14 protein-coding genes are annotated in these 12,874 nt (G+C 72.7%); 1 reads left to right on the top strand and 13 read right to left on the bottom strand.

Annotated elements, in window-relative coordinates:
• Nucleotides 1-33: 33 nt before the first annotated feature.
• The 11 genes from htpX to ACZ6ZR_RS15075 form a co-directional block, all read right to left on the bottom strand.
• On the bottom strand, nt 34-897 hold the full coding sequence (htpX, locus tag ACZ6ZR_RS15025; protein ID WP_465642530.1) for a zinc metalloprotease HtpX: 864 nt from the start codon (nt 895-897) through the stop codon (nt 34-36).
• Between the two features lie 104 nt (nt 898-1,001).
• Nucleotides 1,002-2,507 carry an NADH-quinone oxidoreductase subunit N gene (locus ACZ6ZR_RS15030; protein ID WP_465642531.1) on the bottom strand — a complete coding sequence of 502 codons (1,506 nt, stop codon included), beginning with the start codon at nt 2,505-2,507 and terminating at the stop codon, nt 1,002-1,004.
• Between the two features lie 42 nt (nt 2,508-2,549).
• The gene (locus ACZ6ZR_RS15035; RefSeq protein WP_465642532.1) at nt 2,550-4,070 is read right to left on the bottom strand and encodes a complex I subunit 4 family protein; all 1,521 of its coding nucleotides are present in this window, start codon (nt 4,068-4,070) and stop codon (nt 2,550-2,552) included.
• Between the two features lie 31 nt (nt 4,071-4,101).
• Nucleotides 4,102-6,126, bottom strand: a complete 2,025-nt coding sequence (locus ACZ6ZR_RS15040; RefSeq protein ID WP_465642533.1) for an NADH-quinone oxidoreductase subunit 5 family protein — start codon at nt 6,124-6,126, stop codon at nt 4,102-4,104.
• Entirely contained in the window at nt 6,123-6,470 is a 348-nt protein-coding gene (gene nuoK, locus ACZ6ZR_RS15045) for an NADH-quinone oxidoreductase subunit NuoK (protein ID WP_465642534.1), read from the bottom strand. Before nuoK ends, ACZ6ZR_RS15040 begins: the two co-directional genes overlap by 4 nt.
• A gap of 5 nt (nt 6,471-6,475) precedes the next feature.
• Complete coding sequence (locus ACZ6ZR_RS15050) at nt 6,476-7,099, bottom strand: NADH-quinone oxidoreductase subunit J family protein (protein ID WP_465642535.1); 624 nt, start codon at nt 7,097-7,099, stop codon at nt 6,476-6,478.
• Nucleotides 7,096-7,641 carry a NuoI/complex I 23 kDa subunit family protein gene (locus ACZ6ZR_RS15055; protein ID WP_465642536.1) on the bottom strand — a complete coding sequence of 182 codons (546 nt, stop codon included), beginning with the start codon at nt 7,639-7,641 and terminating at the stop codon, nt 7,096-7,098. Before ACZ6ZR_RS15055 ends, ACZ6ZR_RS15050 begins: the two co-directional genes overlap by 4 nt.
• Nucleotides 7,642-8,601 carry an NADH-quinone oxidoreductase subunit NuoH gene (nuoH, locus tag ACZ6ZR_RS15060; RefSeq protein WP_465642537.1) on the bottom strand — a complete coding sequence of 320 codons (960 nt, stop codon included), beginning with the start codon at nt 8,599-8,601 and terminating at the stop codon, nt 7,642-7,644.
• Entirely contained in the window at nt 8,598-9,707 is a 1,110-nt protein-coding gene (locus ACZ6ZR_RS15065) for an NADH-quinone oxidoreductase subunit C (RefSeq protein WP_465642538.1), read from the bottom strand. The genes nuoH and ACZ6ZR_RS15065 overlap by 4 nt, the downstream gene beginning before the upstream one ends.
• Complete coding sequence (locus ACZ6ZR_RS15070) at nt 9,704-10,318, bottom strand: NADH-quinone oxidoreductase subunit B (RefSeq protein WP_465642539.1); 615 nt, start codon at nt 10,316-10,318, stop codon at nt 9,704-9,706. Before ACZ6ZR_RS15070 ends, ACZ6ZR_RS15065 begins: the two co-directional genes overlap by 4 nt.
• On the bottom strand, nt 10,309-10,716 hold the full coding sequence (locus tag ACZ6ZR_RS15075) for an NADH-quinone oxidoreductase subunit A (RefSeq protein WP_465642540.1): 408 nt from the start codon (nt 10,714-10,716) through the stop codon (nt 10,309-10,311). The genes ACZ6ZR_RS15070 and ACZ6ZR_RS15075 overlap by 10 nt, the downstream gene beginning before the upstream one ends.
• A 224-nt stretch (nt 10,717-10,940) precedes the next feature.
• On the opposite strand from ACZ6ZR_RS15075, the gene ACZ6ZR_RS15080 reads away from it, so the two are divergent.
• Complete coding sequence (locus ACZ6ZR_RS15080) at nt 10,941-12,107, top strand: sensor histidine kinase (protein ID WP_465642640.1); 1,167 nt, start codon at nt 10,941-10,943, stop codon at nt 12,105-12,107.
• Between the two features lie 7 nt (nt 12,108-12,114).
• On the opposite strand, the gene ACZ6ZR_RS15085 is transcribed toward ACZ6ZR_RS15080, so the two are convergent.
• Together ACZ6ZR_RS15085 and ACZ6ZR_RS15090 are read right to left on the bottom strand one after the other, a co-directional pair.
• A complete protein-coding gene (locus ACZ6ZR_RS15085) occupies nt 12,115-12,483 on the bottom strand; it encodes a helix-turn-helix domain-containing protein (RefSeq protein WP_465642541.1) in 369 nt (122 codons plus the stop codon).
• Nucleotides 12,425-12,817, bottom strand: coding sequence for a type II toxin-antitoxin system RelE/ParE family toxin (locus ACZ6ZR_RS15090; protein ID WP_465642542.1), 393 nt, complete (start codon nt 12,815-12,817; stop codon nt 12,425-12,427). The genes ACZ6ZR_RS15085 and ACZ6ZR_RS15090 overlap by 59 nt, the downstream gene beginning before the upstream one ends.
• Nucleotides 12,818-12,874: the final 57 nt, after the last annotated feature.

Genomic DNA, 12,874 nt, shown 5'->3' on the forward strand with positions numbered 1-12,874 from the left:
GCGGTCGCTGGATTGAGGGCGGTGATCAGATTGTCATGCCAGCCGCTCTCCGGCCATCCGCTCCAGCCGGGAGATCCGCTCGGCCATCGGCGGGTGGGTGGCGAACAGCCGGGTGCCTGCCTCGCCGGTGCGGAACGGGCTGGCGATCATCATGTGGCTGGCGGTCTTCAGCCCGGGCTCGGGCGGCAGCGGCAGGCGCTGGGTGCCGCCCTCCAGCTTGCGCAGCGCGCTGGCCAGGGCCAGCGGGTCCCCGGTGATCCTGGCTCCGTCGGCGTCGGCCTGGTACTCCCGGGAGCGGCTGACGGCCAGTTGGATCAGGGAGGCGGCCAGCGGGCCGAGGACCATCATGGCCAGCATCCCGAACAGGCCCGGGCCGTCGTCGTCCTCGCTGCGGCCGAACGGGATCAGCCAGGCGAAGTTGACCAGGAACATCACCACCGAGGCCAGCGCGCCGGCCACCGAGGAGATCAGGATGTCCCGGTTGTGGACGTGGCTGAGCTCGTGGCCGAGCACCCCGCGCAGCTCGCGCTCGTCCAGCAGCCGCAGGATGCCCTCGGTGCAGCAGACGGCGGCGTGCCGCGGGTCGCGGCCGGTGGCGAAGGCGTTCGGCGCGTCGGTGGGCGAGATGTAGAGCCGGGGCATCGGCTGGCGGGCGGAGGTGGAGAGCTCGCGGACGATCCGGTAGAGCTGCGGCGCCTCGATCTCGCTGACCGGGCGGGCCCGCATGGCGCGCAGCGCGAGCTTGTCGCTGTTCCAGTACGCGTAGGCGTTGGTGCCGAGGGCGACCAGCAGCGCGAGGACGAAGCCCGCCCGGCCGAAGAAGCTGCCGATCACCAGGATCAGCGCCGACAACCCGCCGAGCAGCGCGGCCGTCCTCAACCCGTTGTGCCGGTGCACGCAGGCCCTCCAGGTGGTGCGGTGGGAAGCCCTTCTGACCTCATCCCTACTACGAGATCAACGTGCCCGCACGGGCCCTTCGTTCCCTGAGCAGTTCCGGTACGTCAGAACAGCGAGCCGGAGACCACCTGGAGGACGAGCTGCGGGGCCACCGACAGCACGCCGGCCACTGCGGCCGTCAGGGCGATGCCGGCCTTGAGCGGGCCCGGGACCTGACGGACCGTCCCCTCGCCCGGGGCGAAGAGCTTCGCGGTCCAGGTGAGGTAGTAGTAGAGGGCGATCACCACGTTGGCCGCCATCACCACGGCCAGCCAGCCCAGGCCCGCGTCCACCGCCGCCCGGAAGACCACCACCTTGCCGAACAGGCCGACCACGCCCGGCGGCAGGCCGGCCAGGCAGAGCAGGAAGAAGGCCAGCGCCAGCGCGGACCAGCGGTTGCGGGCGAACAGGCCCCGGTAGGAGTCCAGCGCACCGCCGCCGCAGACCGCGACCACCGCGAAGGCACCGAGGTTCACGGCCCCGTAGACCAGCGCGTACGCGGCGGTCGCCCCGACCGGCTCGGCCGTCCCGGCGTACCCGGCGGCGGCCAGCGGCACCAGCAGGTAGCCGGCCTGGCTGACGGAGGACCAGGCGAGCAGCCGGACCGCCCCGTCCCGGTCCGCGCCGCGCTGGCGCAGCGCCGCGACGTTGCCGGCGGTCATGGTGACGGCGGCCAGCACCGCGAGCACCAGGCCCCAGGTGTGCCCGTACGGACGGAAGGCCAGCGTGGTGACCAGGGCCAGACCGGCCAGACCGGCCGCCTTGCCGACCACCGAGAGGTAGGCCGCGACGGGCACCGGGGAGCCGACGTAGGTGTCCGGCACCCAGAAGTGGAAGGGGACGGCGGCGGTCTTGAAGGCGAAGCCGACCAGGGTGAGCACCGCACCCGCCTCGGCCAGGTGGCGCAGCTGTGCCGGAGCCTGCGTCAGGCCCTCGGCCACGGCGGAGAAGTGGAGGCTGCCGGAGGCGGCGTAGACGAAGCCGACGCCGAGCAGCATCACGGCGGTGGCCGTGACGGAGGAGAGGAAGAACTTCATCGCGGCCTCGGCGCCCCGCCCGTCCCGGCGCAGCGCGACCAGCGCGAAGGACGGCAGGGTGACGACCTCCAGGGCGACCACCAGGGTGGCCAGGTCCCGGGCGGCGGGCAGCAGGGCGGCGCCGGCGGCGCTGCTCAGCAGCAGGAACCAGTACTCGCCGTCGGGCAGCTGCTCGGAACTGACGGTGTGTACGGAGAGCAGGGTGACCAGCAGCGCGCCGGCCAGCGCCAGCAGCTGGAAGACCAGCGCGAAGTCGTCGGCCACGTAGGAGCAGCCGGAGCCGGTGATGCAGAAGGTCGAGCGCGGGTCGCCGAGCGCGAGCGGCAGCAGCGCGGCCAGCGCGAGCACCAGGGACCCGCCCGCCAGCCAGGAGAGCAGCCGCTTCTGACTCCCCTTCAAACTGTGCTCTTTCAAAAACAGGTCCGCCACCAGCACCACCAGCGCCCCCAGCGCGGCGATCAGCGGCGGGGCGATCGCCACCCAGTCGACGGACTGGATCAGCGAGCCCGGGTCGGCGGCGGCGAGAGGAGTCATGACGGTCCGTCCCGGGGAGGTGGGGAGGAAGGTGAGCACGGGTCAGCCACCCCCGAGCAGGTGCTTGACGGCCGGGTCGGAGAGCCCGAGGAGCAGTGCGGGCCAGAGCCCGGCCAGCAGGGTGAGGGCGGCCAGCGGGGTCCAGCTGACGGCCTCGTAGGCCTTGATGTCCGCGAGCTCCGGCCCGTCCTGCTTCGGGTCGCCCATGCAGACCCGCTTGACCACGACCAGCAGGTAGGCCGCGGTCAGCAGGGTGCCGAGCCCGGCCAGCACCAGGTAGGTGAGGAAGGCGGGGCGGGAGAGCCCGGCGGCCGGGTCGAAGGCGCCGTACATGGCGAGCAGTTCGCCCCAGAAGCCGGCCAGGCCGGGCAGGCCGAGGCTGGCCACGGCGGCGAAGGCGAGCAGCCCGCCGATCCGCGGCGCCCGGCCGTAGAGCGCGCCGCCCGTCGCGCCGGCGAGGGTGTCCAGGTCGGCGGTGCCGTAGCGGTCCTTGACGGCGCCGACCAGGAAGAACAGCAGGCCGGTGATCAGACCGTGGGCGATGTTGGCGAACAGCGCGCCGTTCACCCCGCTCGGGGTGAGGGAGGCGATGCCGAGCAGCACGAAGCCCATGTGGCCGACCGAGGAGTACGCGATCAGCCGCTTGAGGTCGCCCTTGGCGCCGGGCCGGGCCAGCGCCAGGCAGGCCAGCGAGCCGTAGACGATGCCGACGGCGGCCAGCGCCCCGAGGTACGGGGCCAGCGTGACGGTGCCGTCCGGGACCACCGGGAGCAGCACCCGGACCAGGCCGTAGGTGCCCATCTTGAGCATCACGCCGGCCAGCAGCACCGAACCGGCCGTGGGCGCGGCGGTGTGCGCGTCCGGCAGCCAGCTGTGCAGCGGGAAGGCCGGGGCCTTCACGGCGAGGCCGATCATGATCGCCAGGGCGGCGGTCACCTGGGTCCCGTGGCTCAGGCCGGAGCCGTGACGCTGCGCCAGCTCGGTCATGTCGAAGGTGCCCGCCTGATGGCCGATCAGCAGGAAGCCGAGCAGCATCACGGCGGAACCGAGCAGGGTGTAGAGGATGAAGCGGTTGGCCGCCGGGACCCGCCGGCCGCTGCCCCAGCGGGCGATCAGGAAGTACATCGGAATCAGCACGATCTCGAAGGCCAGGAAGAACAGCACCAGGTCGAGCACCAGGAAGGTGGCGAGCATGCCGGTCTCCAGCAGCAGCACCAGCCCGGTGAAGGCGCGGGCGCCGGGGCCGTCCGGCAGGCGCTTGGTGGAGTAGACGGCGCACAGGAAGGTGAGCAGCGCCGTCAGCACCACCAGCGGCAGCGAGATGCCGTCCACCCCGAGGTGGAAGCGGACGCCGATGGCCGGGATCCAGGCCACGTCGGTGACGCCCTGGATCCGCGCCGGGCGGTCGTGGTCGAAGGCGGCGGCCAGCCCGATCGAGCCGAGCAGCACCGCGCCGGTGACGCCGACGCCGAGCCGCAGCGCGGCCCGCTCGCCGAGCGGCGCCAGGGTGGCGGCGGCGCCGAGCAGGGGCACGGCCAGGAGCGCGATGAGGAGCACGTTCATCGACGGCCTCCGACGAAGTGGTGAGAGAGGGTCACGAGCCCACCGCCACCAGGACGGTGAGCACCACCACGGCGGCCAGCAGCGCGCTCAGGTAGGTCTGGACGTTGCCGGTCTGGGTGCGGCGGACGGCCCAGCCGAGCAGCTTGGCGCCCTGGCCGCTGCCCTGGACGTAGGTCTCGACGACCTCGCGGTCCAGGAAGCGCACCAGCCGGGCGGCCGCGACGGTCGGCCGGACGAAGAGCGCCGAGTAGAGCGCGTCCACGTGGAAGCCGTGCAGCGCGGGCCCGTACAGCGGGCCGAGCAGCAGGCGCCCCGGGTCGGTGGCCGGAGCGGGCTGGGGGGCGGCGGGCGTCAGCGACTCGGCGGCCGGGGCCCCCGGCTGCTCGGGCACCCGGGCGGCGGCGTCGACGGCGCGGGAGGTGACGGTCCGCCAGGCGGCCCAGCCGATCAGCAGACCGGCCACGGCCAGGCCGGTGCCGATCACGGCCGTCGCGGTGGACGGGCGGAGCTCGCCGCCGTCCAGCAGCGCGGGCAGCCAGTCGGCGCGCAGGCCCGCGATGCCGAAGGCCATGGCCGGCAGCGCCAGCACCCAGAGCGGCCAGCGCATCGCGGCGGGCTCGGCGTGCTGCGGGTCGGCCTCGTCGACCTCCGGGGAGTACGGGGCGTGGGCTGGGCGGCCGAGCGGAACGTCCGAGCTGTGGAAGGCAAGCAGCCAGAGCCGGGCCGCGTACGCGGCGGTGAGCAGCGCGGTGAGCCCGGCGGAGACCAGCACGATCCAGCCGGCGGCGGCCGGGACGGCGGACGCCGGGCCGAGGCCGTTGGTCAGCGCCTCGCCGGTGGCGGCGTGCTCGGCGGCGGTGAGCACCGACTCCTTGGTGAAGAACCCGGTGAACGGCGGCAGGCCGACCAGGGCGACCAGCGCGATGCCCAGTGTCCAGTAGGCGTCCGGGACCTTCTTGCGCAGGTCGGGGATCCGGGCCATGGCCGAGAGCGAGTTGGTGTGCGCGGCGTGGATGACCACACCGGCCGCCAGGAAGAGCAGGGCCTTGAAGGCGCCGTGGCCGACCAGGTGGAAGACGGCGGCCTGCCGGTCACCGGCGGCCAGCGCGCCCGCCATGTAGCCGAGCTGACCGACCGTCGAGTAGGCGAGGACCCGCTTGAGGTCGTCCTGCGCGAGGGCGCAGAGCGCGGACCCGACCATGGTGACGGCGGCCATCACGGCCAGCACCACCAGCGCGGCGGTGGAGGCCAGGAAGACCGGCAGCAGCCGGGCCACCAGGTAGATGCCGGCCGCGACCATGGTGGCCGCGTGGATCAGCGCGGAGACCGGCGTCGGGCCGGCCATCGCGTCCGGGAGCCAGGTGTGCAGCGGGAACTGCGCGCTCTTGCCCGCCACGCCGCCGAGCAGCAGCAGCGCGGTGAGGGTCGGGTGCGAGAGCTGGCCCTCGGTGGCGGCCTTGAGCACGCCCTCGATCCGGAAGGTGCCCGCGTCGGCGCCGAGCAGGAAGATGCCGATCAGGAACGGCACGTCGCCGAGCTTGGTGACCAGGAAGGCCTTGAGGCTGGCGGAGCGGGCGTCGGCGGTCTCCCAGTGATGGCCGATCAGGAAGTACGAGCAGATGCCCATCACCTCCCAGCCGACCAGCAGGACGACGAGGTCCCCGGAGTAGACGACCAGGAACATCGCGGCGGTGAAGAGCGAGACCAGCGCCGCGTACGAGGGGTAGCGCGGGTCGTCCTTGAGGTAGGCGGTCGAGTACACCTGCACGCAGGTCGCGACCAGGCCGACCAGCACCGAGATCAGTGAGCTGTAGCCGTCCAGGTGGAGGGCGAGCGAGAGGTCCGGGCCGCCGGTCGGGGCCAGCCGGGTGGCGGCGTCCAGGGTGCCGTCGGTGCCGAGCTGGAGCGCGACCACCAGGGCCAGCACCGCCGAGGCGAGCACCGGCAGCACGGCCAGCGGCCGGGCCAGGCCGGGGGCGCGGCGGCCGGTCGCCAGGGTGGCGGCGGCGCCCAGCGCGGGGAGCACCGGGACCAGGATCGGGAGGGCGAGGTTCATGCGGCGGCCTCCGCCGGCTCTGCTTCATCGGCTGACGTGTCGTCACCCAGGCCGTTGACCCGGTCGACGTCGGCGGTGCCGCGGGTGCGGAAGACCAGCAGCACGATGGCCAGGCCGAGACCGATCTCGGCGGCGGCCAGCGTGATCGTGAACAGGGTGAGCGCCTGACCGGCGTGCAGGGTGTCCCGCAGCCAGACGTCGAAGGCGACCAGGTTGAGGTTGACGGCGTTGAGCATCAGCTCGACGGACATCAGGACCAGGACGGTGTTGCGCCGGGCGAGCACGCCGTAGACGCCGACACCGAACAGCAGCGCGGCAAGCACGACGGGGTAGGCGAGGTGCATCGCGCTCAGCGCTCCTTCTGACTGGTGGCCTTGCCGGCCCGTAGCTTGCCGGCGCGGGGCTTCGGCTTGCCGGCGTCCTTGCTGCGGGAGAGCACGATGGCGCCGACCAGCGCGGCCAGCAGCAGCACCGAGAGCGCCTCGAAGGGCAGCACCCAGTGCCGGAACAGGTACTGGCCGGTGGCCTTCGCGCTGCCGCCGCCCGCACCGAGGTCGATCCAGCTGGTGCGGAACGCGTCCACCACCAGGGTCACCAGCACGGCGGCGCTGCCCAGGCCGACCGCGAGGGCGGCCCAGCGGTTGCCCGAGTCGGCGTCCGGGGAGCGGCCGATCGGGGCCCTGGTCAGCATCAGCCCGAAGAGCACCAGGACCACCACCGAGCCCAGGTAGATCAGCACCTGCACCCAGGCGATGAACTCGGCAGTGAGGAGCAGGAACTCCACGGCCAGGCCACCGAGCGCGACCACCAGCCAGAGCGCGGCGTGCACCAGCTGACGGGTGGTCACGGTGAGCACGGCCGCGCCCAGCACGGCGACGCCGACCAGCAGGAAGACGATCTCCGCCCCGGTCGGCGAGAGGAAGGAACGGGTGGCCGGCTCCAGCGAACCGGCCGCGGTCGAGAGCAGGCTCACTGGTCGTCAGCCTCCTTGGCGAGCGCTGCCGCCGCCTTCTCGGCGGCCTTGCGGGCCATCGCGATCTCCTTGGGCTCCTCGGCCGCCGGGTCCAGCGCGGGCGGTGCGGGCACCGTCCACATCCAGTCGCGCAGCCGCTCCTTCTCGTGGGTGAGCTCCAGGATGTCGGTCTCCGCGTACTCGAACTCCGGGGACCAGAACAGCGCGTCGAAGGGGCAGACCTCGATGCAGATCCCGCAGTACATGCAGAGCGAGAAGTCGATCGCGAAGCGGTCCAGCACGTTGCGGGTGCGGGCTCGGGCGTTCGGGTCGGCGGCGGGCAGCGTCTCCTTGTGGGAGTCGATGTAGATGCACCAGTCCGGGCACTCGCGGGCGCAGAGCATGCAGACCGTGCAGTTCTCCTCCAGCAGCGCGATCACGCCGCGGGTGCGGGGAGCGAGCTCGGGCTGGACGTCCGGGTACTGCGCGGTGACGGTCTTCTTCGTCATCGTGCGGAGCGTGACGGCGAGGCCCTTGGCCAGGCCGGAGCCGGGAAGCTTCATTTACTGGATCGCCACCTTCACGATGCCGGTCAGCGCGAGCTGCGCCAGGGCCAGCGGGATCAGCCTGGTCCAGGCGAACTTCATCAGCTGGTCCTCGCGCAGGCGGGGCCAGGTGACGCGCAGCCAGATCACCACCAGGGCGAGCGCGAAGGTCTTCACGATCGTCCAGAGCCAGCCGAGCTGGTCCTCGAACGGACCGTGCCAGCCGCCCAGGAAGAGGACGGAGGTGAGCGCGGAGACGACCAGGATGCCCGCGTACTCGGAGAGCAGGAAGAACGCGAAGCGGATGCCGGTGTACTCGGTGTAGGCGCCGAAGATGATCTCGGAGTCGGCCACCGGCATGTCGAACGGCGGCCGCTGGAGCTCTGCCAGGCCCGCGACGAAGAACACGAAGGCGCCGGTGAGCTGCCACGGCACCCACCACCACTGGAAGCTCTCCACGATCCCGGGCAGGGAGAGGGTGCCGGCCGCCATCGCCACGGAGGCGGCGGCCAGCAGCATCGGGAGCTCGTACGCCATCAGCTGGGCGGCGGTGCGGAGCCCTCCGAGGAGGGAGAACTTGTTGGCCGAGGCCCAGCCCGCCATCAGGGAGCCGAGCACGCCGATGCCCATCACTGCGAGCACGAAGAAGATGCCCGCGTCGATGCTCTGGCCGACGAAGCCGTCCGGGCCGACCGGGATCGCCAGCAGCACGATCAGGTACGGGAGGAGGGCGACGGCGGGCGCGAGCTGGAACACGCGGCGGTCGGCCTCGGCCGGGACCACGTCCTCCTTCTGCACGAACTTCACGCCGTCGGCCACCAGCTGGGCCCAGCCGTGGAACCCGCCCGCGTACATCGGGCCGAGGCGGCCCTGCATGTGCGCCATCACCTTGTGCTCGGTCTGGCCGATCAGCAGCGGGGCGACCAGGAAGACCACCAGCACGGCGACGCAGCGCAGCAGCGTTTCGAGGAGGCTCACGCGCCCTCTCCTTCCTGCGGCTCGGACCCGGCAGCGGGCTTCGCCTCCGGCGTGGGGTCCGCCTCCGGCGTGGGGTCCGCCTCCGGCGTGGGGTTCGCCTCCGGCGTGGGGGCGGGCTCCGCCTCCGGCGCCGGTGCAGCCGCAGGCGTCGGCGGGACCGCCGGGGCGCCAGGGCCGCCGCTGACCGGCGGGGCCGGGGGTGCGGGGCGGGTCGGGGCGGGGGCCGGCTGGTCGGTCGACGGGGCCGGGTTGTGCCACGGGGCGTCGGAGGAGCGGGGGGCCGGGCGTGACGGGGTGTCAGCCGGCGGGGTGGCCTCGGCCTGGCTGACGGAGCCGTCGCTGATCGACCGGGTACGGCGCTGGCGCGGGGCGGCTTCGGGCACCGCAGCACCCTCGGCGGCCTGGCTGACCGAACCGTCGTCGATGGAGCGGGTACGGCGCGGACGCGCCTCCGCGCCTTCCGCTCCGGCGGCGGCCGCCGCCGCGCGGGGCGTACGGGCGGCCCGGGCGGGGCGTTCGGCGACCGGCGGGAGGGTGCCCTTGAGCGGGCCCCACTCGTTCGGGTCCGGCACACCGGCCGGCTGCATCTTCCGCCGGGCCGGGCCGTCGCCCTCGCTCTCTCCCGGCTCCTTCGCGCCGGGCCAGGCCTTGGCGACCCGGGCCGCGAGCACGAACTCCTTGCGCAGCGGGTGGCCCTCGAAGCCGTCCGGCAGCAGCAGGGTGATCAGGTGCGGGTGGCCGGTGAAGTCGATGCCGAACATCTCGGCCGTCTCCCGCTCGTGCCACCCCGCCCCGGCGTACACGCCGATGGCGGTGGGCAGCGCGGCGGCGGCGCGCGGCACCCGGGTGCGGAGCAGCAGGTGGCGGACCGGGCCGGAGCCCGCGTCGGCCAGGTGGGCGGCGACGGAGAAGCCGTCGGCCAGTTCGTCCACCGCGCTGAGCCAGTCGAAGAAGGCCAGGCCGAGGGTGTCCCGGGCGGCGGTGAGCGCCTCGATCCAGCGTTCGGCGGGCACGTCCACCGTCAGCAGCTGGTACGCCTCGGCGGCGGTGGCCCACTCGCCGAAGACCTCGGACGCGCTCTCGGCGGTGATCTGGGGGTGCGTCACTTCTGCTCCGCCTCCGGGCCGGCCACCAGCGGGCGGCGCAGGGCGGCATCCGGCGCCGCGTACCGCTGCGGCAGCGACTCGGCCGCGATCTTCTCCTGGAGCTTGAGGATGCCCTGGAGCAGCGCCTCGGGCCGCGGCGGGCAGCCGGGCACGTAGACGTCGACCGGGATGATCTGGTCCACGCCCTTGGTGACGGAGTACGAATCCCAGTACGGGCCGCCGGAGTTGGCGCAGGCGCCGAAGGAGATCACGTACTTCGGCTCGGGCATCTGCTCGTACAGCCGCTTGACGGCCGGGGCCATCTTGTCGGTGACGGTGCCGGAGACGATCATCAGGTCGGCCTGACGCGGGCCGGGGGCGAACGGGATCACACCCATCCGGATGAAGTCGTGCTTGGCCATCGACGCGGCGATGAACTCGATCGCGCAGCAGGCCAGTCCGAAGTTGAAGCACCAGAGGCTGTACCGGCGGCCCCAGTTGAGCACCACCTTGACCGGGTCGGGCGCCAGCCGGGCCAGCGGGCCGACCCTGCGGACCTCCACCGCGCCGGGGTTGGCCGGGTCCGGGATGCCCAGGGGCACCGGACCGCCGTGGTCGTGGCTCAGGTCCATTCCAGAACGCCCTTCTTCCAGGCGTACAGCAGACCGACCGCCAGGAAGCCGATGAAGACGAACATCTCGATCAGGGTGGCCGCGCCGTAGCCCGGGTCGGCGAAGACCGTCGCCCACGGGAACAGGTAGATCGCGTCCACCGCGAAGATGACGTAGAGGAACGCGTAGACGTAGTACCGGACCTGGGTGTGCGCCCAGCCCTCGCCCACCGGGTCGACGCCGCACTCGTACGCGAGCAGCTTCTCCGGTGAGTGCACCACCGGCCGGAGCAGGCGGTTCACGGTGAACGAGACCGCGACGAACAGCACGCCGACCACGGCGAGCAGCCCCACGGCCGCGTAGGCGTCGAAATAGCCGGCTCCCGCAGCAGGGTCGGCAGCGGCCAACTGCCCCTCCATGCGTCCGCCCTTCTCCTACTACTCACGCTGTCCCAGCGATGTCAGAGCGTGAGTCTATGTGCACCGCCCCCTCCCGCCTCACCCTGCCCGACCAGCAAGACGGTCCGTGGACGGGAGGGGGTGGGGATATCCCCACCCTGTGGACACCCACAGCCCTCATGGCCTCCTCCGGTCCCGCCCCGCCATGCTGGGCGCGGAAGATCTACTGAGAGGCTTGGCACGTGATGAAGGAGAACCAGAACCTCCGCCCCCCGCTGTACGGCAAGCTGATGTGGCGGCAGGTCCAGCACCTGCTGCTCAACCTGCCGGTGGGGGTCGTGGGGTTCGCCGTCACCTCGGTCCTGCTGGTGGCCGGGCTCGGGCTCTCCGTCACCGTGATCGGGCTGCCGCTGCTCGCCTTCGGCCTCGGCACCTGCCGCCGCCTCGGCGCGCTCGGCCGCCGACGCTCCGCCCTGGTCACCGGCGAGCCCCCCGTCCTCGCGCCGCCCGCCCAGCTCACCCGCCCCGGCCTGGCCGGCCGGGTGACCGCCCAGATCACCGACTCGCTCTCCTGGCGCTCGGCGCTCTACTGCCTGGTGATGGTGCCCTGGGGCATCCTCTCCTTCGTCCTCACGCTGGTGATGCTCATCGTCGGGTGGCCGGTCCTCCCCTGGGCGATGCGCTTCCTGTTCGCCACCGACCGGGTGCTGACGGACAGTCTGCTGATGCCCAGTGCCCTCTCCGAGCGGGTCCGCGAGCTGGAGGACGACCGGGGTGTGGTGGTGGACACCGCCGCCGCCGACCTCCGCCGGATCGAACGCGACCTCCACGACGGCGCCCAGGCCCGCCTGGTCGCCCTCGCCATGGACCTGGGCCTCGCCAAGGAGAAGCTCACCGAGACCTCCGACCCCCAGAGCCTGGCGTCCGCCGCTCAGATGGTCGGCGCCGCCCACGGCGAGGTGAAGCTCGCCCTCCAGGAGCTCCGCGACCTGGCCCGCGGCATCCACCCCGCCGTCCTCACCGACCGCGGCCTGGACGCCGCCCTCTCCGCCGTCGCCGCCCGCTGCACCGTCCCCGGCGGCGTCACCGTCCACGTCGACCTCCCCGACCGCCCGGCCTCCGCCGTCGAGGGCATCGCCTACTTCACCGTCAGCGAGCTGCTCACCAACATCTCCAAGCACGCCCGCGCCACCACCGCCAGCGTCGAGGCCTGGCGCTCCGCCGACCGCCTCATCCTCCAGGTCAAGGACGACGGCCAGGGCGGCGCCACCCCCCACCCCAACTCCGGGCTGGCCGGCCTCACCGACCGCATCACCGCCGTCGACGGCCTCCTCCTCATCGACAGCCCGGCAGGCGGCCCCACCACCATCACCGTCGAACTCCCCTGGCACACCCGCACCCAGCGAAGCTGACCTCCGGTCAGGTCGCAGCGGTGTGCCCACCCGGAGGCGCCTCATCGGGCCCCCGGGTGTCGTGCGCCCTGAACACGAAGGCCGAGGAGTCACCGTCCAGGGCGATCGTCAGCGAGGCCTCCAGTGCCTTCGCGAGCCGTGTGAGCAGCGGCAGCGTGGGCACCGAGTCCCCACCCTCGACATTGGAGATCTGCGGCTGGGTCATTCCGGCCCGCCGCGCCACCTCCGCCTGCGACAGCCCCAACTCGGTCCGGCGGTCGTACACGGCCTGCCCGAGGGCGAAGGCGTAGCCCGCCTCCACGTACGCCTGGGACTCCTCAACCGGCTCGCCGAGAAGCTTCCTGGTCCGACGGGTCTTCCACTCCGCGTGGCTCATGCTCTCTCCTCCTTGGCCCGGTCGTAGCTGTGCTCGGCTGCGCCGTGCTCCGCCTCGCAGAGTCGGTCTCGCGCTGGCGGGTCTTGCGGAAGACCGTGAGCAGGACGATCCGCTGATCCGACGTCAGCCAGTACGTGATCCGCACGGCGTTGCCGTCCATGGCGAAGCGCAGCTCTCTCAGCTTGCCACCGAGATGCCGCGAGTAGGGCTCGCCCAACGTGGTCGGCCGTGCCGCGAGCATGTCCGCCGCGCTTTCCGCCTTTCCGGTTCGATCTCGATCCGCCAGAGGTCGGCCACAGCACTCAGTATATGGAAATCTGTATATGCGGGCCATCTCCCGGCATGACCGGGCCCGGCAGGGTGGGGTCCCGTTCCCTTGCGCGGTTCGGGG

The organism is Kitasatospora sp. NPDC088742 (assembly GCF_055584905.1).